Source organism: Flavobacteriales bacterium (genome assembly GCA_026129465.1).
Lineage (GTDB): Bacteria > Bacteroidota > Bacteroidia > Flavobacteriales_F > PHOS-HE28 > PHOS-HE28.
Genome location: JAHCIA010000001.1, coordinates 2,431,499 through 2,455,907, shown reverse-complemented (window position 1 = coordinate 2,455,907; position 24,409 = coordinate 2,431,499). Strand labels below are relative to the sequence as shown.

Sequence of the window (24,409 nt, the reverse complement as noted above, 5' to 3'; positions counted from 1 at the left end):
ATTACTACCCCCGCTGGGGCCTGAAACGCAAGGTGATGGTGGTGCCCTGGCCCGGCGCGCTAAGTACCTCCAATATGCCCCGGATGTCCGCAGCCCGTTGTTCCATGCTGCGCAGGCCATTGCCGCCCAACCCGCTGCCGCCGTTGGACCCCACCTCCAGTCCCACGCCATTGTCCGCCACCGAAAGCTCGATGAGATCCCCCTTGCGGGCCACCGAGATGTTCATGCGATCGCAGCGTGCGTATTTGGCGGCGTTGTTCACCGCCTCCTTGAACACCAGGTAGAGGTTCTTCCGCTCGTTCATGCCCAGCTTCATGCTGCGCAGTTCGTCGCTCATGGTGATGTGCAGGTCCCAGTCCTGTGCTTCGGCCAGCGGCCCTGCATATTGCTGCATGCGGTCCAGCACATCGCCCAGGTCGTCGTAGCGCGAGTTCACGCTCCACACGATGTCGTTCATGCTCTCCATGGCCTGTGCGCTGTTCTCCGCGATGCGGCGGAGCATGGCGCCCTCCTCCGGGCTGCGGTCCGCTGCCCTGCGGTTCACCACGGTGCTGAAGAGCGCCACACTGCTGAGGGTGCTGCCCACCTCGTCGTGGAGGTCCAGCGCGATGCGGTCGCGCATGCGCACCATGGCCCGCACGCGTGCCAGCCGATAGCGGAAAAGGCCGTAGACCGAAGCAAAAATGAGCACTGCCATCAACGCAAAAGCCCACCAGCGCAAATACCATGGACGAACCATCCGGACCAGCAGTGACAGTTCCTTCGGGTTCCAAACCCCATCGGCACCCTTGGCTCGCAGGCGGAGCACATGTTCTCCATAGGGCAGCGATGCGAAGCGGATCGTGGGTTCCCGCTGCAGATTCCAATCCTGATCGATGCCATCGACGCGCCAACCGTAGAGGATGTTCCCGGGTTCTTCGTAGCTCAGCAGTGCCATGCGCAGGGTGAAGAAGCGGTCGTTCGGCAGCAGGGTGATGGTACCATTGCCGATCACTTCGGAACTGCGGTCCTCCAGCTTGTCCCGTGCGCCGATGAACTGCTGCACGCTGGCGATGACGAAGGGCGCATGGCCACGGCCCGTACGTTCCAACAGACTGTCCGGATGAAAGACCGTGATCCCATCAAGGCCACCGAAATACAGCATGCCATCGGGACCCTGCAGGTGGGCAAGCCTGTTGAATTCGTGGTGTGCGATGCCGTCTTCCTCATTGAAGATCGCGACCTGTCCGGAGTTGGGGACATAGCGCGCAATGCCGTTGTCCGTGGGCAGCCAGAGGTTCCCGCGTGTGTCGGCGTAGGTGGCATAAATGCCGTTGCTGGGCAGGCCATCGCGCATGGTGATGGCACGCACCGACCCGCTAACACGATCCCATCGGAGCAGACCGTGGGAAGCGGTGGCCAGCCACATGATCCCGTCATCGTCGGTGAACACATGGTGGAACATATCGGCTGGAAGCGGGTTGGTGGTGCTGCCGATCCACCAGCGGGCCAGGGGTGCTCCTTCGGCATCGAGTTCAAACAGCCCCGTGGTGGTGCTCGCCCAGATTTTTCCTTGAGGATCCCTGCACAAATGGTTCACTGGTGAACTTTCGGGCATGCCGTGTACCGCAGGAGGGATGGGGGAGTAATGCCCGAGTGTTGTATCGCTCCAAGCCAGACCCAAGAGGGTGCCCAACAGCAGGCGGCCATCCTCCAGAGGCAGGATGTTCCACACCATGTTGTAAGGTGTGCTCACTGTGCCGCGCAGCCTGCCGTCCTTCCAGTGGTACAGTCCATTTCCCGAACTGCCGTACAGGCCGCCACGCCCATCGGAAGCCAACCCATAGCGCAGCGACCCACTGCCGTCCTCGAGACATACGGCATCGCCACTGCGGCTATCCAAGCGCCAGAGCCCGTTCTTCTCCGTATTCACGAACAAGCTGTCGCCGATCAGTGCCATTCCCCGGATGCTGTTCCTCTCGGAGATCCTGCCGGCATGGTTCTGAAGCCATCGTTGGAAGCGCGTTTCCCGGATGCGTAACTGCCAGAGGCCAAGTTGACCGCAGATCCAGATGTTGCCGCGCTGGTCCATCCAAGCCCGCATGGGGCCATCATGGTCCAGTGGCAATTGCGGGCCCAGTCCCTGTAGCAACGGTGCCGCCAACGGGTCGTCACCGGGCCGCATCTGTCGAACACTGTTACCCACCAGCCAGCGGTCGTTGCCAAGTGGCATCAACAATGGCTTCCACAACCGGTCGATGGCCTCATCAGGCAGACGCGTGGTCATGCGCCGTACCTGTCCCTGGGGGGGTATCCAGAACTCATGGATGCTCTTGTTCTCTTGCTCGGCCACGAAGTAGAAGCCGTGGTCCTTGGTGCGCATGTCGCAGCCCTGCACATCGCCAATGATGCCCGTGCGGAACGGTGATGACGGATCCCGCTCCACCCTGCCCGTGGGATCCACCTTCACCAGGTCCAGGTAGGGTCCACCGGGCAAGAAGCGCATGCACCAGACCGCCCCCTGCCGATCCATCATCAGCGGCCTGAGGATGCCATCCACCGCGACGGGCAGCTCGCGGAAACCGGACTTGTCGTAGAAGATCAAGCGCCCCGCTGCGCCCATCACCAAGGTGCTGTCATCAAGGACGATGGCCTTTCCGCAGATCTCATTGGCCTGGAGCTGGACATCGGCCCCGAAGTGCTGCGCGAAAGTGCGGACCGCGCCGGTGCGGGGGTGCAGAATGTCGATCGAGTTCACCGTGCCCATCTCCGAGAGCCCCTGGGAGATCAACCAGAAGTTGCCCTTGGCATCGGGCCAGATGGCCGCGATGGCATTGGTGGTAAGCCCTTCGGCGGTGGTCCAGCTGGTGAAGACGTTCCCATCGAAACGTTGCGCGCCTCCCGATGTGGCCATCCAGATGAACCCATCCCGGTCTTCCACCACCTGCCAAACATGACGATGAAGCAGGCCATCCGGAACACCGAACGCGCGCACCGACACCACCAGTTCGCGGTCTTTCACCATGCCTTGTGCACCGCACCAGTGCGTTGGGATGAGCAGGCTGGTCAGGAGCAGATGACGCATGGAAGAGCTTGTTCAGCAAAAGGCCCCACAAGCATACGATACCACGCTTTCAGCAGAGCCGGTATTAATTGTAGTACTTGATGGGCGCCCGTGATGTGCGTTGGTTTGGACCGCGACAGGAAACATCCAACCACACCATACCATGAAATACACGATCCTCTACCTCGCAGTAGCCCTGTTCATCGGGCTGTCAATGTCCACCAACGTCCTGGCCCAGGATGTTCTTGAAGCCAAACGCCTGGACAACCCCCAATGGCACAGTGTCGTTCACATCAAATTCCAAGCTGGAAAAATGGCACGGATCCAGCAGATCTGGGACGATATGGACAAGATCAACGAAAAGGCGGGCACGCCGCAGCCTGTGCTGAGGCTGCGCATGAGCACCGGCGAATGGGATGTGATGATCGTTTGGAAGATGGAAGGCGGCATCGAGGACATGAACTGGGAGGTGCGCCCCGATAATGTAAAAGGGCGCCAGGCTGCAATTGCGCACTTCGGCACCGTGGAGAAGTTCAAGGAGGTCCGCGACGAGTACCGGAGCTATATGGTCGCGAGCAAACGCGAGATCGCACGGATCCGGTAGATCTTCCCGCATATCATCCGCATGAAGCAAGGGGCCTTGGAGGCCCCTTGTTTCGTGTGTGCCTGTCCTCACTTCGCCATGTACCGCCCCACGGGCCGCAGCAGCGTCACCTGCACCAACTGCTCTTCGAACTTCTTGAAGCCGCCCTCCACCTGCTTGCCGGGCCAGAAGACCTTGAATCGGCCCTGGGCCAGGTCGTAGCTCACCGAATAGAGTGTGCCGAAGCCGCGCAGGTACTGCTGGTGGTAGAGGGGCGGACGCAGGAAGCGCTTCAGCAGTTGTGCCCGGTCGATGTTCTCGTCCAGCAGACACTCCTCCAGATAGTCGCGGCGGTACACGGTCTGTGTGAAGGCGGCGTACTCGTCCCACTCCACCTGGTCCTGGTGGTTGGTGCATACGGGGCGCTCCACTACGCGTGCGGGTCGGTCAGGATTCACATACACCACGGCGTAGCGGCCGCTCTTGTCCAGCAGCAGCACGTTGTAGCTCATGTGCACGGGGATGCGTGTGATCGCCGCCACCGCTTCGGCCACGGTGCCGCAGGTCTCCAACACATAGCGCACCACCAGCGGGATGCCGAAGCCCTCGCCGCTCACCTTGCGGCCCCCGAAGGCCAGCGCGGCGCCCAATCCGTCGGCGTTCATGCCATCGAGGATGCCCCAGGCGCTGTCCTGGATGCCGATCACGGGCCTCAGCCATTCGGTGTGGCGCATGCGGCCGTCGAAGAAGCGCGGGTCGTAGTCGTAGTTGCGCACCAGCGTGGGGTTGCCGCGCACCCAGGCGGCCTGCGAGCAACCGGCCATGTATGGCGGCGGGTTCCACATGCTCAGGAAACGTGCTTCCAGATCGCCGCCGCCGGCCAGTTCGCAGAGGCGCTCATAGGTGGGAAGCAGTTCGGGCATGTGCTCCTGCAGCATGCTGAGGCTGGTGGTGTAGCCCGCGCGTGCCTCGATGCCCTCGCCCAGGAACCAGTGCTTGTACAAGGGCCACACCCGGTGCCAGAAGCGCTGCCAGCGTTCGCTGGGCTTTGGTTCGTGGATGAGCTTTAGTTGGACGAACATGCTAAGCCCTAAGGTCGTGTTGGGGGGAGGAAGAGAGGTGAGTGGCGAGTGGTGAGTGGCGAGTGCATGCCCTGCACGGAACGTGTTCGCCCAGGGCATTCACTCGCCACTCGGCGGGTTGGCCCTGTGGGCCGCCACTCACCACTCGCCACTCTTCCATCACATCATCTTGAAGCCCCCGATCTCCAACACCCCCTGATCGCCATTCGCGCCCATGCCGCCGGGCACCACGCTCTTGTACTGCCCTTTGATCGCGGCGATCCACTTCTTCGCGCGCTCGGTCAGCTTGAAGTCGTCGGTCATCATCCGGCCGCGCATCACCAGAATGCCCATGTCGGCGCCCTCGTAAAGCCAGTCGCCGGTGCGTGTGATGCGCATGAAGAAGGCCTCGTTCTCCCCCTCCACGGCGCGGCGATGGCTGTCCATGCGGTTGAAGTTGATACGGCCGTCCCTGCCCATGCGCCAGATGCCGCTGCGGGGCGCTTCGGTCACGCGCTCAACGCGGTCGTCGGTGAACTTGATCACCAGCTGCCCCCATCCGTCGATGTTCTCCGCACGGCCCCAACGGCTGTTCAGCGCCTTCACGTTCAGCGCGTAGGGCTGGTCCATCCATTCCAGGATGTGGAAGAGATGCAGCGGTGCATCGGCCAGGGCGAACACCGCGTGGTTGGTGATGCTGCTGGCGCCGGTGATGCGGGGGTTGAGCTCGCCGAGGTAGATCTCGCCGTTGTCCTGGTCGATCAGGAAGTCCAGCTCGAAGTAGCCCTTGTAACCCTCCTTGCGCAGCTGGTCGCCGAAGCGCTGGGTGTACATGCGCGCCTTGCGGCGGATGCTTGGTGTGAAGGCATCGGCGTAGATCTCGTTGCCGCACCAGCCACCCTTGTAGGGGGTCAGCTCCTTGAAGCCCACCAGCTCGGTCATCAGCGGCGCCACGATGGTGCCGTGCTGCGTGACGCAGGCCTCCATGGCCGCGCCCCGGCAGTTGATCCGCTTCATGATCTTGCACTCCTTCTCCGCCTCGATCTCCTTGCTGTACTTGTCATAGTCCGTCTCACTGTTGATGAAGAAGGTGGTGTGGCCGCTGTCGCCAAAGGGCGTCTGCACCACCAGGTCGGTGCCCAGCCTGCCTTTCTGCGCCAAGCTCAGCAGGTGCTCATAGTTCTTCACATGGTGCAGCACGTAGGGCACACAGGCCACACCGGCTTTCTCGGCGATGCGGTTGGTGTTCACCTTGTTGTCCATGAAGGTGCGCAGCTTGGCCGGAGGGAAGATCACCTCCAGCCCCAGCTTGCGCGCCAGCTTCTCGGTCTTCTCATCGAACATCAGGAACATGGCCTTGCCCGCGCGTCCCTTCTGCATCCTGCTCTCGATGAAGTCGTGCACCTCCTTGTGCTCCAGCAGGTAGTTGTTGATGTCCTCGATGCTCTGGAACTCCTCGTGGGGAAGCTCCTCCTGCGGGGTGAAGCTGTTGGGGTGAAGCCCGTCGAAACAGTCGATGTAGGTGATGAAGCGGAAGCCCTTGATCCACTCGTCGGCGCCCAGTACGTTGAAGCTGGTGGCGCTGATGAAGTAGATGGGCACCTCGTTGCGGTAGAAGAAGCGGCGGATATCGCTGACGCCACGGAGCATCTTGGGGGTGGTCCGCGGCTTCCGGGTGGAGGCCTTCTTCCGTGCGGCCGGATCCTTGCCGGGCGCCTTCTTCCTGGCGGCGGGCTTCCTGGCGCTCTTCGTTCTCCGCTTGTTCGTCGGAGCCTTCGCTGAGGCTTTGGGGGCTGGTTTCCCGCGGCGGCGGGAGGAGGACTTCTTCTTGGCCATGGGAATGCTTGGTACTACAGGGCCAAGGTAGCAGGCGATGGCGTAAGGATACCTGGCCCCTACACCTTCCCCCTTCGCGCCGCACCTCCTCCATTGCCCATCGCTGTCGCCCGTGCGCCGCCGAGTGCCGTCCCCGTCATCTTGCGCTTCAGCGCCGCATCGGCGAAGACGCGCAGGCCCAGCTCGGCGCGGTAGCCGTGGATCTCCTTCACGTCCAGGGCGATGAGGAAGTCCAGGATCCCCTCGCTGATGATCTGGCCGGGCACCAGCACGGGGAAGCCGGGGGGGTAGGGGATGACGAAGTTGGCCGAGACGAGTTGGCGCCCGCCGCGCAATACGGCAGGACAGTCGTGCAGCTTCACATATTCGCAGTGCTCCTCTTTGTAGGCCAGGAAGAAGGCCTCGCGCAGGTTGCCGCCGGGCACGTTGGGCACGGCGCGGAAACTGTCGTGGAAGCGACTGAAGTCGGGCAACGGCGGCACCTCCTGGGTAAGGCTGCGGATGCGTGCCAGATGCACCTTCTTCTCCGCGAAGCTCATGGCCTGCACGCGCTCCTCCAGTTCGTCGGCGATGCTGAGCAGCACGCGGATCAGGTAGGCCACGCTGCCGCGCGTGGTGCCGATGTTGGTCATGAACAGCACCGAGTTGCGCGAGGTCTTGTTGATCTGGATCCCGTGCTTGTCCATCAGGTACCGGTTCTTGAACGTGTCGCCGTCCACGCCGGTCTTGCCCACATAGAGGTTGATCTTGGTGGGGTCCACCACGAACTCGTCCTTCGCCCAGGCCTCCTCGATCCGGTTCCAGCCCTTGCCGGCGGTGTAGTATTCCTTCAAGCCGCTGGGGCGGTATTGCTCCGGAATGAGGTCCTCGATGGTGACGATGTCGAAGTACTTCCGCAGCTTGGGGTGGTCGTTGATCTTGCGGCGCAGCAGCATGCCCAGCTCGGCGGCCTTCTCCACCAGCTCGTAGCCCTCGAACTCCACCTGCCGCCTGCCGATGTCCAGGCTGGCGAGGATCTGGTAGTTGGGCGAGGTGCTGGTGTGCGTCATGTACGCCTCGTGGAAGGCGTCCTCCACCAGGCGCTTGTAGTCCTCGTCCCAGATGTGGATCATGCTGCCCTGCCGAAGCGAGGTGAGCGTCTTGTGCGTGCTCTGCGTGGCGTAGGTGCGGATGCGCACCTTGTCCGGATCGGGCATGCGAGGTGTTCCACCCGGCTTGAGGGTGGCGATGTGCGCGGCGTACTCCTCGCGGTACTCCGGGCTGTGGTAGCGGCGGTGCAGGCGCGCGGCGCTGTACATGGCGGTGCGCTGCTTGAAGAGGTAGCTGAAGCCCGCGAAGGCGTACCAGGCCTCGTCCCACAGGAAGACCATGTCCGGCTTGATGGCCAGCACCTCCTCCATCACGCGCTGCACGTTGTACACCACACCATCGAAGGTGCTGTTGGTGAGCAGCAGCATCTTCACCTTGTCCAGGCGGCCGGCGCGTTTCAGCTCCAACAGCTTCTCTCGGATGTGCTCCAGCGGTACGGCGCCGTACATGCTGAAATCCGGCAGGGGATAGCTGTCCAGGTACACGGGGTAGGCGCCGCAGAGGGCCATGCCGTAGTGGTGGCTCTTGTGGCAATCGCGGTCGATGAGCACCAGGTCGCCGGGTTCGATCAGCGCCTGCAGCACCACCTTGTTGCTGGTGCTGGTGCCGTTGGTGGCGAAGAAGGTCTGCCGCGCCCCGAAGGCACGTGCGGCCAGTTCCTGCGCCTTCTTCAATGGACCCGTGGGCTGCAGCAGCGAGTCGAGGCCGCCGGTGGTGCTGCTGGTCTCGGCAAGGAAGAGGTTGCGGCCGTAGAACTCGCCGAAGTCCTGGATCCAGCGGCTCTTGAACACGCTGTTGCCGCGGCTCACCGGCATGGCGTGGAACACGCCCATGGGCCGGCGGCTGTATTCGGTGAGCGCGGTGAAGAAGGGCGTGTCGTACTTCTCCTGGATACCGCGCAGGATGTGCAGGTGCAGTTCCTTGAGGTCCTCCTGCCGGTAGAAGATCCGGCGGAAGGTCTGCACGGTCTTGTCCTTCAGGTCGATCACCGGGGTGTCCGTGACGTAGTAGCGGTCCACCTCGGGTCGGAACCAGCGCATGATGCGGCCCAGCATGGGGCCCATGTCGGCCTTGGGCACACCGCTGAGGTCCATGTCCTGGATGGCGCGGGTGTATTCGCTGAGCAGACCCTTGATGTTCGGCGACGGGAAGGGGATGCCATAGCGCGCCACACAGGCCTGGATGTTGGGGTTGAAGAGCAGGGCGATCAAGGCGTCCTGCACCGTCGGCACCACGATCGCGTCGTACACGAAGGGATCGTGCGGGTCGCGGGCCTCGGCCAGGCGGCGTTTCAGGTCCTGCGTTTCGGCATCGTCCAGTTCGTCCACGAAGAGCACCTCGAAGTATTTGGGCCGCGGACGGCCTTCCTCCTCGTCGCCGGCGTGATCGGCGTGCAGGCCGGGTTCGCTGCGGAAGGCGCCGCTGACCAGGGTGCGCACGCGCTGGGCCACGGATTGTTCCAGCGTGTTGTACTTCGCTTCGGTCAAAAGCCCGCGCAACTCGCGCACGGCCTCGCAGCCGGGGTAGGCCCAGTAGCGCTCGATGACCTCCAGGTCCTGGAGGAGCAGCTCCACTTGCTGTTCGGCTTCCTTGCGTGCCGGTTTCGCCGAGGCGTTGGCGAGCTGCTCGGTGGCCAGCTTCAGGCGGTCCCACGTGTAGGTGCGCAGGCGCGAGGCGTTGAAATGGGCTTGGGCGTGGTCGGCCATGCGGATGCGCAGAGGCGGAAAGGTAGGAAGCGCCGTATCGCGGCCGCCAGCACAGCAGGCCGGCCTACCGCTTCTTGCCGGCCACTTTCTTCGGTGCCGCTTTCCTCTTCACCGTGGCTTTCTTCGTCCTGGGCGCGCCGGCCTTCGCACCAGCCTTGCTGGCCACGGGCCTGGTGGCCGCGTTCGGTTTCTCATGCAGCGCCAGCCGGTTGCCTTCGCTGTCCACGATCAGGGCGAAGGACCCGGCATTCTCGCTGATAAGCGTGCGGCCCATCACCACGCGGCCTCCGGCCTCTTCCGCCCGGGAAAGCATCCCGTCCAGGTCTTCACCTGCGTTCAAATAGATCAGCGCGCCGCAGTCGCTGGGTATGCAACCCGGACCCTGCACCACCGCACCGCCCGATGAGCCGTTCGGAGGGAAGTAGGCCATGGCATATTCGCCCGCATGGTGCGTGTCCATGTTGATGCCGAAGACATGGTCGAAGAAGATCTTGGCGCGCCCGAGGTCGTAGGCGGGTATCTCGAACCAGCTGACGTATTCCTTCGGTGCGGCGGCCTTGCGCGATGCGGGTTTGGCGGTGGATCCCATGGTAGGTCTTGCTAGTCGGTGATATCGGTGGTGGTGGTTGCCGGTGGGTGTCCCGGCTGGTGGGGCCTGATGCTCGGTACGAAGGTGGGCTTGCCCGGCGTGCCGGTCTCCTCCTGGATCTGCAGATCGCCCAACTCCTTCACGCGCTTGGGCTTGATCAGCGGACCGAGGCTGTCGAGGTAAGGCAGTTGCGCGCCTTTCTGGTAGATCTCGAAGTCGCTGATGTTGTCGCGGAAGCTCTTCAACGGCTGGCCCAGGCGCAGCACGCCCAGTTCGCGGCTGCGGCGCACCTTCTCCATGTTGATCTCGATGGGGATGATCTCCTCGTTGTTGTCGGCCTGGTACAACACACGCCCCTCCGGACCGCACACGATGCTGCGTCCGCTTCCACCGGCGTCCAGGCCGTTGATGTCGAAGAAGTAGCACTGGTTGATCGCCGCACTGGCGCGTGCGATGCTCAGCTCGATCTCGCGGTCGATGGTGCCGGTGAGCGTGGGGTGCAGGATCACCTCGGCGCCCATCACGGCCAGGGTGCGTGTGGTCTCGGGGAACCACATGTCGTAGCAGATGCTCACCCCGAAGCGCCCCACGTCCGGGATGTCGAACACGCAGAATCCACTGCCCGGCGTCACGCCCACTTCATAAGGGTAGAAGGGGAACATCTTGCGGTAGCGCGCCACCACGTTGCCTTCGGGGTCGATCACGCTGGCGGTGTTGTAGATCCGGCCCTCGGCGTCCTTCTCGAACACGCTGCCCGGCAACAGCCAGATCTTGTGCTTGCGCGCCATGGCCTGCATCTGCTCCTCGAAGTCCTCGATCCGTGTGAGCGCGTGATGCGTGAGCGGCCCGTAAGGTGCCAGCTCGCTGAACAACACCATGTCCACCCAGGGGTAGATGTTCATCACGATGTCCAGCTTCAGCTTCATGGCCTCCACGTTGCTGTAGGAGGCGCTCACGCGCATCTGGATGCCGGCTATTGAGAAGGGCTTCATGCTCGTTCAGTTGTCAGGCCTCGGTTGTCCGTTGTCAGTGGTGCCAGCGTGACGCGATCGCGACGGAGGCCTGGCAACCGACAACTAACGACCGGTTACTACCCCGCGATCCTGTCCAATTCCTCCTCCATGATGTCCAGCCCCTTGTTGAGCAGCTCATCGCCGATCACCAGCGGACTGAGCACACGGATCACGTTCTTGTCGGTGCCGGCCGTGATCACGATAAGGTCGCGTTTGGCACAGGCGTTCATCAGCGCGGTGCAGGTCTCGGCGTCGGGCTGCAGGGGGTCATGGTCCTTCACGAACTCCATGGCGATCATGGCGCCCAGGCCGCGCACCTCGCCGATGCAGGCGTGTTTGGCCTTCATCTTCTCGAAACGCTTGCGGATCACGTCGCCCACGTGCCTACCCTTGGCATTGATGTCGATCTCCTCCATGTACTGGATCGTGGCCAGCGCCGCTGCACAGCTCACCGGGTTGCCGATGTAGGTGCCGCCTATGCTGCTGGGGCCGGCCTTGTCCATGATCTCCGCCTTGCCCATCACACAGCCAATGGGCATGCCGCTGCCCAAGCTCTTCGCCCAAGTGCTCAGGTCGGGCACCACGCCGAAATGCTCAAAGGCGCTCCACGCACCAGTGCGGCCGAAGCCCGCCTGCACCTCGTCGAAGATCAGCAGGATGCCGTGCTGATCGCACCACTTCCGCATACCCTCCACATAACCCTTGGGCGCCACGTTGAAACCGCCTTCGCCCTGCACCAGTTCGATGATCACGCAGGCCAGCTGCTTGGGGTCCACCGTGTTGTGGGAGAGTTCCTCCAAGCGATGCAGCTCGGCCTTGACGAATTCCGCCTCGCTGCGTCCTGCGCCGTAGCGGTAGAAATTGGGGTACTGCGTACGGTAGACCTCCGGTGCGAAGGGGCCGCAATCCGGCTTGTAGCCCACCTTGCTGGTGAGCGTCATGGCCATCATGCTGCGGCCATGGAAGGCGTCGGTGAAGCAGAGCACCCCGGGGCGCTTGGTGGCTTGCCGGGCGATCTTGATGGCGTTCTCCACGGCTTCGGCACCGGTGTTCACCAGCATCGTCTTGGTGGGCCCGCCGTGGGGCAGCAGCGCGTTGAGCTTCTCGCAGAGGGCGATGTAGGGCTCGTAGCTGGCCACGTTGAAGCTGACGTGCAGGAATTTCTCCGCCTGCTCCTGGATGGCCTTTACCACGGGTGGCGGGCAGTGGCCGGCGTTCACCACGCCGATGCCCCCGGCGAAGTCGATCAGTTCGCGGCCGTCCAGGTCGGTGATGACGGCGCCGCTGGCACTGGCTGCGGTGGCGTAGTTGAACATGCCCACGCCATTGGGTATGGCGGCCTTGCGGCGGGCGATGAGTTCCTGGCTGCGGGTGAGTTGCTCGGTCATGATGATGGGAACGCGGGGACGAAGTTCCGAACTATCGCGCAGGGCCGCATATTCCGGATCGCCGATGGCTGGCGGGGCATGGCCGGAGCCACAGCGTCGCGCGATCCATTCAGGGCGAGAGCATCATCTTCTTCACCCGCCTGCCAACACTGTGTGTGATGCTCAGATAGTAGAGCCCTGGAGCGACGCCGGGAACCGGCATGTGCAGGTCCGTGCCGTCCATGCCGGTCTCCTGGATCATCCGGCCGGTGGCATCCAGGATCGACACTCTCCCGCGAAGCGGTGTGGCGCAGGTGATCCGTATCCCGGCGGTAGGGTCGTACGCCACTTGTATATCAGGCCCTGCCGATAGGGGTTGTCCTCCATGTGTGGTAAAGTCCTTCGGCGCTATCGCGAACACCCAGTAGTCGATCCAGTTCATGGGAGTTCCTGGAACGTCGCCATCGCTTGAGGTGGATCGTGCTCCAATGACGGTGGCTCCGGTGGGTGATACATCCATCGCCCAGCCTTCATCGAAAAGGGAGCCACCAAAACTCTGCGACCACAGCATCTGACCTCCATCGTCCAGGTCCACGATCCACACATCCCTGGACCCATGGTTGCCCGACACGTCGTGATCGTTCGAGTTGGTCCAGCCTACGACCCTGATGGTCCCATCGGGGAGCACCGCTACATCCTCAGCGCCATCATTCCCTGTTCCGCCGAGCATTTTGGACCATAGAATGGCCCCTGTGCTGTTCGTTCGTACGACGAACATGTCCCAAGTGGATCCACTGGGATCGTGGTTCCCCGTGGCATGGTGGTCGGTGGAAGTGGATGCGCCTACGAACACATATCCATGATCCGCAGTGCGGGCGATCCCCCTTGCGGATTCATGCCCACTGCCACCCGCGCAAGTGGTCCATACCGGGACCCCGGCCGCGTTCAAACTGGCCGCCCAGAGCTCATAACCGCCCCACGGACAACCGGCATTTCCCAAACGCTCCCCCAGAATGGTGACGTGTCCATCCGGCGTGCGGGTCATGGTGCGGCCATATTCCTGGTCGTTGCCGAAACAGTGCTGCCAGATGATGGTGCCGTGCACATCCACACGGACCAGCAAGGCGTCCGTGGACGTACCAGTATGGCCGGAGACGTCGCCATTGTTGGAGTACGTGTAGCCCAGGATCAACGCACCACCATCCGGCAGCGCTTCCACATCCCAGAATTCGTCATCCGCGGAGCCGCCGATGCAGTTCTGCCAGACCAGCGTCCCGGCTTGATCGGTCTTGAAGATCCAGCCGTCCTTGCCACCGTGGCATCCGCTCACATCACCGCCATTCACCGTGGCCGTCCCCACGACGAAATAGCCGCCGTCGGCGGCTACAGCCACGCGCCTGGGGTAGTCCACCATGGGGCTGCCATAGCAGCCCTGCCACTCCAATGCTCCGGTACTGTCAAGCTTCACCAGCCAGATGTCCATGTGGTGCTCGGTAGGGTCGTGGTTGCCGGTCACATCGCCGTTGTTGGACAGCGTTCTGCCAACGGCAATGACTCCGCCATCCGGACACCACTTCACGTCATCCAGCCAGTCGCCATGCGTACCACCGTAGGTCGCGCTCCAAAGAACATCCACTTCCTGGGCGAACGCCGCGCAGGAAAGGACGGAGACGACGATCACATGCGGGAGTCTGATGACCACCTGTTCCAATAGGGAGTTGTCATCCACGAAGATGGTGCAAGGTGCGCGTCCGCCCTAATTTCGGCCGGTGAGAGCGGCTTCAACCCTGCTGGTATGGCTGTGCGCCGGGCTGGTTCCGGCCGCGGGGCAGTTGCTCATCAACGAGGTGCTGCCCGCCAACGGCGGCAGTTGGACCGATGGCCAGGGCCGCAGTCCCGACCTGCTGGAACTCTACAATGCCGGCGCCCGGCCGGTGGACCTGCGGGGCATGCGGCTGGCGCTGGGCGACCGGGTGCATGTCTTCGAGGCATCGCGGATCGTGCCGCCGAAGGACCACGCATTGCTCTTCGCTTCGGGTCAGGTGAAGCCGGGGCCGGATCACCTGGCCTTCCGCCTGCCACGCTCGGGCGGAACGCTGTTGCTGGTGGCCGCCGATGGCACTGCCATCCTGGATGTATTCACCTGGCCCGCATTGCCGGCCGATGTTTCCATGGGCCGCCAGCCCGATGGTGCGCGAGGATGGAGTCTCTTCGATCCCCCGACCCCGGGGTCGGCCAATGCCACCGATCATATGCGCAAGGGCTTGACGCCAGCGCCTGTGGCCTCCGTGGCAGGCGGTCAGCATCCGGCGCCGGTGGAAGTGGTCCTGCATGCTTGTCCGGGATGCGAAGCGCGCTACACGCTGGATGGCAGTGGTCCCGATGGTCCGCATGCGATGTTGTACACCGCGCCGATCACGATCGAGCGCAACGCGGTGTTGCGCACCAGGGCCTATGCGAATGACCGCCTGCCCGGAGAGGAGCTGCACGCCACCTACATCATCGGCAACGGTGGTCGTCCCTGCATCGCACTGAGCATGCCGCCGGAGGACCTGCACGGCGACTCGGGCATCTACGGACCGGGGACGTCGGCGAACCACACGCGGCAGGGCCGGGCGTGGGAGCGAGCGGCCATGCTGGAAATTCCCGGCAAGCCACCTGCTCCTGTTGGTGCACGGCTGCATGGCAGCGGCTCGCGCGGGCTGGCGAAGCGGTCGTTCAAGCTCTTCGCGCGCGATCGATATGGCGGCCCTGATGCGTTGCCCTTGCCCGGTGGCATCAAGCTGCGCGAAGGCATCCTGCGCGCGGACGCCAGCCCGCACGCTTTTTTGCGGAACCGCCTGATGGAGACGATGGTGACGCGCTACGGATTGGACGTGGACGTGCAATGCTCCGAACCTTTGCCGCTCTACCTCAACGGCCGCTACTGGGGCCTGTACCGCTGGATGCCCGCCAAGGATCCCGCATGGTCCCGGCAGGTGCTTGGCGCCGAAGCGGTGGAGGTGGTGGCCGGCCCCGCCGCACGCAAGGTGGCCGGCAGCGCCAAGCATTTCCGCCGCGCGCAGCAGGCCATCGTTTCACGCGCACCGATCGACACCTTGGAGGCGTTGATCGATCTGGCCAGCTTGATCGATCTGGCCTGTATCGACCTGTGGACCGGACGGGGAGACCACGACCTCAACGTGCGTGCGCATCGACCGGCAGTGAGCGGAGGCCGATGGCGCTGGGTGCTCTTCGACATGGACCTTTGGGCCGCACCGGAAGAGAACAGCGTGGCGCGCATGGCCGGTGCTCATCTGCCGGAAACACCTTATGTGCCCTGGCTTTTGACGCATCCGCAAGTGGCGCCGAAGCTCCTCGCGCGCCTTGTTGCGCTGCAAGCCACGGCCTTCCATCCGGACCATGCCATCCCGATGGTGGACAGCATCCACAGCGCGCACGCCAACGAACTCTGGACCGACCACCGCCGCTGGGACCTGGAGTTGGAGCACCCGTCGCCCGATGCTTCACGCACGGCCATGCGCGGCTTCATCGATCAGCGTCCTGCGCACTTGATGCGACACCTCGCCAACCACACCGGCCACAAGCAGCGCGGCATGGAGGTGGAAGCGCCGCCCGTCGCCATGGGCGAGTTGCGCATCGAAGGACTCGCCCTGTCGCCCGGGGCCCGGCAGTTGCACTGCCTAACCGGTGTGCCGCTGCGTTTTGAAGCGATACCCGCCGCAGGCCACGAATTCGCCGGATGGAAGGGTGTGGATGACACGTCACCCAGCATCACCCTCGATCCCGCGAAGACGAGGAGACTGCGCCCGCTGTTCCGGCCTATTGGCCAGGTGTGGCACGTGGTGCGTTGATGTCCGATCAGGCGGCCACGGCCTGCAGCAGCGACTCGAAGAGCGAGCGGCCGTCGGTGTTGCCCAGGCGTTCATCGGCTGCGCGCTCCGGGTGGGGCATCATGCCGAACACGTTGCGTGCGGCGTTGCAGATGCCCGCGATGTTCTCCTTGCTGCCGTTCGGGTTGGCCGTCTCGGTGATGCGCCCCTCGGCGTCGCAATACCGGAAGATCACCTGGTCGCCCTCATGCAAAGACCTCAGCGTGGCACCGTCGGCATGGTAGCGCCCTTCGCCATGCGCGATGGGGATCTTCAGGGCACGGTCGGGGACGGCGGCGGTGAGCACTGTTTTGCGGGTGGCCGGGCGGATGAACACGTTCTTCGCGATGAAGCGCTGCCCTTCATTGTGCAGTAGCGCGCCTGGCAGCAGGCCCGCTTCGCACAGCACTTGGAATCCGTTGCAGACGCCCAGCACCAAACCGCCTTTCGCGGCATGCGAGGCCACCTCCGTCATGATCGGCGAGAAGCGCGCGATGGCCCCGCTGCGCAGATAATCGCCGTAGGAGAAACCACCGGGCAACACCACCAGGTCCACCTTTTTCAGGTCGTGCTCCTTGTGCCAGAGGCGCTCCACCTCACGGCCCGTCACGCTGGACAACACCTGGATCATGTCCTCGTCGCAATTCGATCCCGGGAAGATGACGACGCCTGTGCGCATGGTATACCGCCGGTTTTCGATCGGCGCGGCGAAGGTACATGCCCGTGCCCGCTTAGGCGCCCCACTGCGCCCACAGCGCCAGAATGAGCAGCGCCAGACAAGTGGTCTCTTGGAGCCAGGCGCGCCGCTCACCGAGGAAGGGATGCGCGAGGAAGACGGCCATGGGCGCGGCGAAGAGCACCGGCGGGAAGGCGCCGTTCAACAGGCGCAGCGCGAGGACGACCACGCCCAGGGCCGCCACCAACCCCATGAACGAAGCCCGCAGGTTCTTCAACCGGACCACGGCGCGTTGGTAGCTGGAGCTGTAGTTGATGATCGACACCAGCGCAAGCCCGCCGGCCACGAGGTAGGCCAGCACACGTTGTCCCGCGGGCGCGGGCACCACGGGCCGTCCCCATTCCGGTATGGTGGTCAGTGGCCGCCACGGCCCCATGCCACTGACATGGAGCCAGGCCCAGGCGAAAAAGAAGACGACTCCAACACCGATGACGGGCAGCAGGTACTCGCGCCATTGGAAAGGCCGGATAACCGCCACGGAGGACCATACCACCACCAGCAGAAAGGCATAGGGCAGGTAGAAGAGCGATGCGGCCCCGAGCAGCAGTCCCGCATCGAAGACCTGCCGCAAGGCATGGCCTGCCTTGCCCACGGCCCACGTGCGGCGCATGGCCCACAGCACCAGGGGCATGCCCGCCAGCGCGGGGTCCAGTACCAGGCCCTGACCGAAGGTGGCCAGGAACAAGGGGAAGAGCATCGCCGGCAGGTGGTTGCGCCGGTCCAGTTGTTCGGTGTCGTTGGCGAGCCGGGCCAGCTGCACGGTGATGGCCATGATGAGCAGCACGCCGACGATGCCGGGCAACCAGGGCGTCAGCCCCGCCACCGACTGCAGCAACGCATAAAGAGGCATGGCTTCACCATAGGGGTGATAGGTCCGGAAGGGCATGCCACCAAAGAGCAGCAGACACAGGGGGGGCGCCAACAGAAGCACCGCGGGACGGTTGCTGCGGAAGGTCGTGGCGATCATGGATGCGGGGTGCCGGGCTCCGGGCCAGCGCTATATTTGGCCCACGCAAGCCCCACACCGATGCAGGATATCGCGTTCGCCGTCGCCAAGTTCCTCGAGGCCACCTTCACCGTCCTGCCCGCCTTGGGCTGGTTGCCCAACATCCTCTTCACCATCATCGGTGTTCTGGGCATGGTGTACTGGCTGGGCCTGCAGGGCAAGTACAACCGCAAGGCCAAGGAGCAGGGCACCATCGCCTGAAGCCTTCCTACACCCCGGCTTTGGCACTGGGCTGCGCAGAACCCTGCTTGTTGCGCACCAGGTCGCTGCCGATATCGGGCCGCATCGTTTTCCCCTCATAGCTGATCAAGGCCGCGTTCGCGTAGGCGTTCAGCATGGCCTGTTCCAGATCCTTGCCCAGGGCCGTCACCGTCATCACGCGGCCGCCGTTCGTCACCAGCCGTTCGTTCTTTTCGGCTGTGCCACCTTGGAACACGTAGGCGTTGCGTACGAGTTCCAGTCCGGTGATGGGGCGGCCGTTCTCCGTTCTGCCGGGATAGCCCTCTGAGGCCAGCACCACGCTCACCGCCGTGCGGTCGTCCACATCCACGTGGCTTTCGCTCAGGGTGCCGGTGGCGATACCCTCGAACACGTCCAGCAGGTCGCTGCGCAGGCGGGCCAGCACGGCCTGGGCCTCGGGATCGCCCATGCGCACGTTGTATTCGATCACGTAGGGGTCGCCGCCCACGTTCATCAACCCCATGAACAGGAAGCCGCTGTAAGGGATGCCGTCCATGCGCAGGCCGCGGATGGTGGGCGCCGCGACGCGATCGTGCACCTTCTGCATGAAGTCCTTGTCGGCGAAGGGCACCGGCGATACAGCGCCCATGCCGCCGGTGTTGGGGCCGGTATCGCCCACGCCGATGCGCTTGTAGTCCTTGGCGGCCGGGAGCATCTTGAAGGACTCCCCATCGGTGATGAGGAAGGCGCTGAGCTCGACGCCCTTGAGGAATTGCTCGATCACCACACGCTCACCGGCGCTGCCGAAGCTCTTGCCCGAGAGCATGTCCTTAACGGTGGTGGTGGCAGCGCGCAGGTCGTCGGTGATCACCACGCCCTTGCCGGCGGCCAGGCCATCGGCCTTGATCACATAGGGCGGCGACATGCTTGCGAGATGGTCGACGGCCTGCTGGTGCTGCCCCTTGAGAAAAGTGCGGTACGCGGCCGTGGGGATGTTGTGGCGGAACATGAACTCCTTGGCGAAATCCTTCGAACCCTCCAGCCTTGCCGCTTCGGCACGTGGGCCGACCACGGTGACGATACCCGCCAATTCGGGATCGTCGGCGATGCGGTCGTGCAGACCATCCACCAGGGGCGCCTCAGGACCCACCACCACGATCCGGATGCGCTTCTCCAGCAGGAAGGCACGCAACTTCTTCTGGTCCTTCAGGTCCAGGTCCACATTGCGCCCATGGCGCAGGGTGCCCGGGTTGCCGGGCGAGACCCACAATTCGTCCAGCAGGGAACTCTGGGCCATTTTCCAGGCCAGCGCGTGTTCCCTGCCGCCGCCACCGATGAGCAATACGTTCATGCCGCTGAGGATGCTTTCCCACAAAGGAACGGTGCGCGCCCCGGCGGGCGGCGGGCATTTTATCCACCAATGAACAACGCCGCGCCCCCTGCGGGACACGGCGTCGCTCGAAAGGAGTGGAGGGGATCAGTGCTTGTGTTCGGCGCGCTTCACGCTGCAACCGATGTTGCGCGTCGTAGCCGGGTCGATCGGCTGGCCGTTGTTCAGGTTGACCATGGCGTTCTTCAGCCAGGGCTCCTTCACCTGCGCGGGGTCCGCGTGGTTGTCGTCAATGGCGCCCTTGTACACCAGTTCCATGTTCTTGTTGAAGAGGAACACGTGCGGCGTGGTGCGCGCGCCGAAGGCATCGGCCACCACATGGCCCTTGTCCAGCAGGTAATGTCCGCCGAGGTTCTTCTCCGCGTAGCGCGTCTTCATGTCCTCGAAGCCGTCGCCCTCGCCGCGCTTCGTCTCGTTGCTGTTGATCTGCGCCACACCGATGCTGAAGCGCTTGGCGATGGCGGCCAGCTCGGGCATGCGGCCCTCCCAGCCCACGTTCTCGGCACCCCGGCCGATGACGAAGGGACAGGTGTTGCAGGTGAAGACCACCAGCAGGCCATTGCCGCCGGCGATCTCCTGCAGGGAGACCTCCTTGCCGGAGACGTCCATCATCTTCTGACCGGCGGCGGGCAGTTTGGCGCCCAGTTCCAAGGTGGGCAGGGGGTCGTGCGCGGCGGTGGCCAGCACGCCAAGCGCGGCTACGGAAAGCATCTTGATCATCATGTCGGTGTGTTGGAAGGTTGCGTTGAAGGAAGGGACCCGAAGGTAGCAACAATGACCGCGCCGGAGCCGCCCGCGTTGCCTGAAGGACTTCCGTTCCGACCTTGGAAGCCTGATGGCGGAACTCTGGATCCCCCTGGCCGCATTGGCCGCTTCGCTGCTCACGCTTTTCGCCGGTTTCGGGCTGGGCACCCTGTTACTGCCGGCTTTCGTGCTCTTCTTTCCGGTGGACCTGGCTGTGGCGTTGACGGCGGCGGTTCACCTGCTGAACAACCTGTTCAAGACCGGCCTGCTGTGGCGCTCGGCCGATCGCGGTGTGGTGCTGCGTTTCGGCCTGGCGGGCATCGCAGGAGCATGGCTGGGCGCAAGCTGTCTGGTGCGGTTGGAAGGGGTGCCTTATCTCTATCCTGGCTTACATGTGCCGGTAAGCGCCCCGCAATTGGTGATCGCGCTGCTGATGGCCGTGTTCGCACTGCTGGAGTTGTGGCCCGGGGCGAAACTTTGGGCGCTCTCGCCGCGCTGGCTGGTGCCGGGTGGTGCGCTCAGCGGCTTTTTCGGCGGCCTCAGCGGTCACCAGGGCGCGTTGCGCAGCATCTTCCTGTTGCGCACCGGAATGGGCAAGGAGGCCTTCATCGCTACGGGCACGGTCATCGCCGTATTGGTGGACCTTGTCCGGCTGCCGGTCTATGCCACCCATCTGCCGGCGGGTCAGTTGCAGGCCCAATGGCCGCTGCTCATCGCCTCTGTGCTGGCCGCATTTCTCGGGTCCTGGTGGGGCAGGCGCCTCATCCCCAGGGTGACCCTGCGCAGCGTGCAGGTGATCGTGGGCCTGCTGGTGCTGGGTTTCGCCCTGGCGTTGCTGCTGGGGGTGATGTGAAGTGCTTGTTATTTCACCAGCCCCGCCTTGATCGCGATACGCACCAGTCCCGCCACGTTGTGGGTGCCTAGCTTCTTCATCAGGTTGGTGCGGTGGGTGTCCACGGTGCGGGGGCTGATGAAGAGCCGCTCGCCGATCTCCTTGTTGGTGAGCCCCTCGGCCAGCGCGGCGAGCACTTCCACCTCGCGTTCGCTGAGGTCTTTCAACAGATCGTGCTGTTGATCGCTCTCGATCTTCTGGTGCAACAGACTTTCCATCAGCGCGCTGCTGAAGTGCTTGCGGCCGGCATGCACATCGCGGATGGCCAGCAGCAGTTCTTCGCGTCCGCAATTCTTCACCAGGTAGCCATCGGCACCCAACTCCATCACGCGCCGGACCAAGGCGGCCTCGTCGTGCATGCTGAGGATGATCACCTTCACCTGCGGGTGGTCGCGCTTGAGGCGTTCGGTGGCGGCGATGCCATCGAGCACCGGCATGTCGATGTCCATGAGCACCACATTGGCGCCGAGGTGGCCGCACTGGTAGATGGCATCGGCACCGTCCGATGCGGTGCCTACGCAGTTGATGTCCACGGCCGCCTCCAGCAGTCCCTTGAGACCGTCGAGTATGATGCGGTGGTCGTCAACCAGCAACACCCGGATGTCGTTCGTTCCTCCGCTCATGCCTCCTGTTCCACTTGCAACGGTACGCGCACGGTGGCTTCCGTGCCCTGCCCGGGCCGTCCTTCGATCTCGAAAGCTCCGCCCATGGCCCGTGCACGATCGCTGACATTCCTCATGCCGATGCCCTGGCCGTTGCTGCCGGTGAAGCCCCGGCCATCGTCCTGTACCATCAGCACCAGGTGGTCCTTGTTGCGCAGCAATTGTACATCCACCTGGTTGGCCTGGGCGTGCTTGATGATGTTGCCCACCAGTTCCTGGGCGATGCGGTAAAGACCGGTGGCGACCTCGGAACGGAGTTCGCCGTCCACGCCGAAGTGGTCGAAGGAGAAGTTGGTACCGGTGTCTTGGAAGGCGCGGCGCAGCATCTCCTCCAGCGCGGGTACCAGGCCGAGACGACCAAGCGCCTTGGGCATCATCTGGTGGGCCAGGTCGCGCACTTCGCGGCTGGTGTCGTCCACGATGTGGATCACATCGGCCAGGGGTGCCGTGCTATCGCCGGGCGGCATTTTTTCGCGCATGCTCTCCAGGCGGTGCTTCAATCCGCCGAGCTGCTGGCCCACGCCATCGTGCAATTCGGCCGCGAGCCTGCGGCGTTCGTTCTCGGTGGCCTCGAACACGGCCTTCAAGCCGGATTCGCGCTCGCGGATGATGGCCGCATCGCGTTCAGCACGCTGCCTGCGACGCTTCACCTGATAGAAAAGCAGGCCACTCACCACCACCACCACCAAGGTGGCCAGCGCCAGCCAGACCATCAATTGACGTCGCATGGCGGCAGCGCCCAATTCGGCGATGGCGCGGTCCTTCTCGGCCACTTCATAGCGCTGTTCCAGTTCCAGGATCACACGGCTGTTGCGCTCGTTGAGCAGGCTGTCCTTGATGGCGAAGGCGCGGCGGGTGGCGATCAGCGCCAGGTCAGGTTCGCCGCGCCGTTCATGGATCTCGGCCAGGCGCTCCTGGCAGTATTGCTCCATGTAGGGGATGCCCATTGCTTGCGCATGGCGCACTCCCTCGCGGAAATGGTGGATGGCCTCCGGTATGCGGCCCCAGGCCTGGTGCAGGTCACCGAAGAACACCTGTTGTTCTGCCAGGCCATGCACATCGTTGGTCAGCCGGCGGATCTCCTCGGCACGCCGCATCAAGGCCAGCGACTCCTCGAAGCGTTCCTTGTGTAAAAGGTAGAGCGCCACGCGGTTCAAACCGTAGGGCAGACCGGTGCTGTCATTCAACTCCTCTTTCAATGCCAGTCCTTTACGCGCGATGATCAGTGCGCTGTCCACGTCGCCGCGCATCTCGAAGAGCATGGAGAAGTTGTTGTAGCCGCGGGTGAGCTCGCTGCGCGCATCCAATTCCTCCAGTATGGCGATCCCCTCACGGTAGTAGTCGAAAGCCTTGTCCAGGTCGCGGCGCTTGGTGCCATGGCCCATGTCGCACAGCATCACGCCCAGTTTGCGGCGGTGGCCCAATTGGCGGAAAATGTCCGCGGCGGCCAAGCCATGGAAAGCGGCACTGTCGCTCTGGCCGGTCAAACCAATGACGGTTCCCATCAGGCGATGCAGGTCGCCTTGTGCCTCCCGGCGGCCGCTGGCTTTGGCTTGCTGGATGGCCGCGCGCAGACCGATCTCGGAGGCGCGCAGGTCGCGCACCAGGTCGTTGTAGGGTACGGCCAGCATGGAATCCACTGGGTCGGCGGGCTGCGCGAACGCGCACTGCGCGGCGAACAGCCACGTGGCAGCGCCGATGAAGGACCTGTAAAGGGATCGCATGAGGGCATCGCAAAGGTGCGATGTCCTGCGGCATGTGGAAAGCGGCGGGCCGCACCTCCGAAGTGTCCGGAAGTGCGGCCCGCCAGGCAGGGGGAACTTGTTCTATTGCAGGGTCACAGAGCGTGAGCGTGAGGCCTGCTTCACGAAGTAGATGGTCTTGCCACCGATATCCTCCGTGGTGCTGTTGTACGGGGCGATCTGCACCAGCGACGCGCCGGCGGCGAGCGTTTCAAGTTCGGCGACGGAGAAGGAGCAGGAAGCGGCGTTGCCCGGCAGGGTCTTCACCAAACTGCCCAGGGTGAACACCACCGAATCGGCGTTGAGCACCGAGGAGCTGGTGAGCGTGTAACCCTGCGAGCGCACGATGGTGGCGCTGCTGGTGATGGGGCCCGCGCCCGGGAATGGACCCGTGATGGTACGATCGAAGTCCGGGAAGCCGTTGCCGCCGGCCACCGTCCAGGTGACGTTGTTGGAGGCGGTGAGGTCGATGCCCGAGGGGTTGGCGGCACCGGGCATGAACACGTAGCTGTTGTTGCTCTGTGCGGTAAGGGTTTCGCTGTTGCAGGTCACGGCGCCCACGCTCACGAAGGTGCTCCAGTCGTCGTTGGAGAAGGCGCCGCTGGCCACGCCCATGGTGAATTCGATCGGGCCGAAGGGGCCGTCCTGCGAGGTGATCACGCGCGTGGCGGCCAGGAGTCCGTCGGCGCCGACGAAGTTGGGCGTGGTGCCGGGGGTCTGCGATCCACCGCCGCCACCGCCAGCCGGGGGTGCGGGTGCGGGTGGGTCGTCGTCCTTCTTGCAGCCTGACATGGCCAGGCCCAGGGTCAAGGCCACGAGGGCGATGTTGCGGAGGGGGATGTGGGTACGCATCATGGTTTTCATGTTTCGGCGAATTTGCCCCTTCCTACGTGCCTGC

The 24,409-nt window shown here is 63.9% G+C and carries 19 protein-coding genes; 4 read left to right on the top strand and 15 right to left on the bottom strand.

Going from position 1 to position 24,409, the window contains the following annotated elements; all coding sequences use genetic code 11:
* Window positions 1-4 precede the first annotated feature (4 nt).
* Complete coding sequence (locus KIT10_10555; GenBank protein ID MCW5899700.1) at window positions 5-3,064, bottom strand: hypothetical protein; 3,060 nt, start codon at window positions 3,062-3,064, stop codon at window positions 5-7.
* 142 nt (window positions 3,065-3,206) lie between these two features.
* Here KIT10_10555 and KIT10_10550 point away from each other — a divergent pair, with 142 nt between their 5' ends.
* Complete coding sequence (locus KIT10_10550; GenBank protein MCW5899699.1) at window positions 3,207-3,647, top strand: hypothetical protein; 441 nt, start codon at window positions 3,207-3,209, stop codon at window positions 3,645-3,647.
* 68 nt (window positions 3,648-3,715) lie between these two features.
* Here KIT10_10550 and KIT10_10545 read toward each other — a convergent pair whose 3' ends face one another.
* From KIT10_10545 to KIT10_10515, 7 genes are all read right to left on the bottom strand, one after another.
* Complete coding sequence (locus KIT10_10545) at window positions 3,716-4,708, bottom strand: acyl-CoA--6-aminopenicillanic acid acyltransferase (protein ID MCW5899698.1); 993 nt, start codon at window positions 4,706-4,708, stop codon at window positions 3,716-3,718.
* Window positions 4,709-4,867: 159 nt separating this feature from the next.
* Complete coding sequence (locus tag KIT10_10540) at window positions 4,868-6,523, bottom strand: biotin carboxylase (protein MCW5899697.1); 1,656 nt, start codon at window positions 6,521-6,523, stop codon at window positions 4,868-4,870.
* 59 nt (window positions 6,524-6,582) lie between these two features.
* Window positions 6,583-9,318: an aminotransferase class I/II-fold pyridoxal phosphate-dependent enzyme gene (locus KIT10_10535; protein MCW5899696.1), complete on the bottom strand. Its 2,736-nt coding sequence runs from the start codon at window positions 9,316-9,318 to the stop codon at window positions 6,583-6,585.
* 64 nt (window positions 9,319-9,382) lie between these two features.
* Window positions 9,383-9,907 carry a VOC family protein gene (locus KIT10_10530; protein ID MCW5899695.1) on the bottom strand — a complete coding sequence of 175 codons (525 nt, stop codon included), beginning with the start codon at window positions 9,905-9,907 and terminating at the stop codon, window positions 9,383-9,385.
* Between the two features lie 11 nt (window positions 9,908-9,918).
* Window positions 9,919-10,899 (bottom strand): carbon-nitrogen hydrolase family protein, encoded by a 981-nt coding sequence (locus KIT10_10525; protein ID MCW5899694.1) that lies wholly within the window; start codon window positions 10,897-10,899, stop codon window positions 9,919-9,921.
* A gap of 98 nt (window positions 10,900-10,997) precedes the next feature.
* Window positions 10,998-12,308, bottom strand: coding sequence for an aspartate aminotransferase family protein (locus KIT10_10520; GenBank protein ID MCW5899693.1), 1,311 nt, complete (start codon window positions 12,306-12,308; stop codon window positions 10,998-11,000).
* A gap of 109 nt (window positions 12,309-12,417) precedes the next feature.
* Complete coding sequence (locus KIT10_10515) at window positions 12,418-14,016, bottom strand: hypothetical protein (protein ID MCW5899692.1); 1,599 nt, start codon at window positions 14,014-14,016, stop codon at window positions 12,418-12,420.
* Window positions 14,017-14,056: 40 nt separating this feature from the next.
* On the opposite strand from KIT10_10515, the gene KIT10_10510 reads away from it, so the two are divergent.
* The gene (locus KIT10_10510) at window positions 14,057-16,141 is read left to right on the top strand and encodes a CotH kinase family protein (protein MCW5899691.1); all 2,085 of its coding nucleotides are present in this window, start codon (window positions 14,057-14,059) and stop codon (window positions 16,139-16,141) included.
* A gap of 7 nt (window positions 16,142-16,148) precedes the next feature.
* Here KIT10_10510 and purQ read toward each other — a convergent pair whose 3' ends face one another.
* Window positions 16,149-16,838, bottom strand: a complete 690-nt coding sequence (purQ, locus tag KIT10_10505; protein MCW5899690.1) for a phosphoribosylformylglycinamidine synthase subunit PurQ — start codon at window positions 16,836-16,838, stop codon at window positions 16,149-16,151.
* A gap of 52 nt (window positions 16,839-16,890) precedes the next feature.
* The gene (locus KIT10_10500) at window positions 16,891-17,862 is read right to left on the bottom strand and encodes a hypothetical protein (protein MCW5899689.1); all 972 of its coding nucleotides are present in this window, start codon (window positions 17,860-17,862) and stop codon (window positions 16,891-16,893) included.
* Window positions 17,863-17,922: 60 nt separating this feature from the next.
* Here KIT10_10500 and KIT10_10495 point away from each other — a divergent pair, with 60 nt between their 5' ends.
* A complete protein-coding gene (locus KIT10_10495; GenBank protein MCW5899688.1) occupies window positions 17,923-18,102 on the top strand; it encodes a hypothetical protein in 180 nt (59 codons plus the stop codon).
* A gap of 7 nt (window positions 18,103-18,109) precedes the next feature.
* Here KIT10_10495 and purD read toward each other — a convergent pair whose 3' ends face one another.
* Both purD and KIT10_10485 read right to left on the bottom strand, forming a co-directional pair.
* Entirely contained in the window at window positions 18,110-19,432 is a 1,323-nt protein-coding gene (gene purD, locus KIT10_10490) for a phosphoribosylamine--glycine ligase (protein ID MCW5899687.1), read from the bottom strand.
* Window positions 19,433-19,558: 126 nt separating this feature from the next.
* Window positions 19,559-20,194, bottom strand: coding sequence for a redoxin family protein (locus KIT10_10485; GenBank protein MCW5899686.1), 636 nt, complete (start codon window positions 20,192-20,194; stop codon window positions 19,559-19,561).
* Window positions 20,195-20,306: 112 nt separating this feature from the next.
* Here KIT10_10485 and KIT10_10480 point away from each other — a divergent pair, with 112 nt between their 5' ends.
* A complete protein-coding gene (locus KIT10_10480) occupies window positions 20,307-21,068 on the top strand; it encodes a sulfite exporter TauE/SafE family protein (protein ID MCW5899685.1) in 762 nt (253 codons plus the stop codon).
* Window positions 21,069-21,076: 8 nt separating this feature from the next.
* On the opposite strand, the gene KIT10_10475 is transcribed toward KIT10_10480, so the two are convergent.
* The 3 genes from KIT10_10475 to KIT10_10465 all read right to left on the bottom strand — a co-directional run bounded on the left by KIT10_10475 (window position 21,077) and on the right by KIT10_10465 (window position 24,366).
* On the bottom strand, window positions 21,077-21,730 hold the full coding sequence (locus KIT10_10475; protein MCW5899684.1) for a response regulator transcription factor: 654 nt from the start codon (window positions 21,728-21,730) through the stop codon (window positions 21,077-21,079).
* Entirely contained in the window at window positions 21,727-23,493 is a 1,767-nt protein-coding gene (locus tag KIT10_10470) for a sensor histidine kinase (protein ID MCW5899683.1), read from the bottom strand. Before KIT10_10470 ends, KIT10_10475 begins: the two co-directional genes overlap by 4 nt.
* 102 nt (window positions 23,494-23,595) lie before the next feature.
* Window positions 23,596-24,366 (bottom strand): hypothetical protein, encoded by a 771-nt coding sequence (locus KIT10_10465; GenBank protein MCW5899682.1) that lies wholly within the window; start codon window positions 24,364-24,366, stop codon window positions 23,596-23,598.
* Window positions 24,367-24,409: the final 43 nt, after the last annotated feature.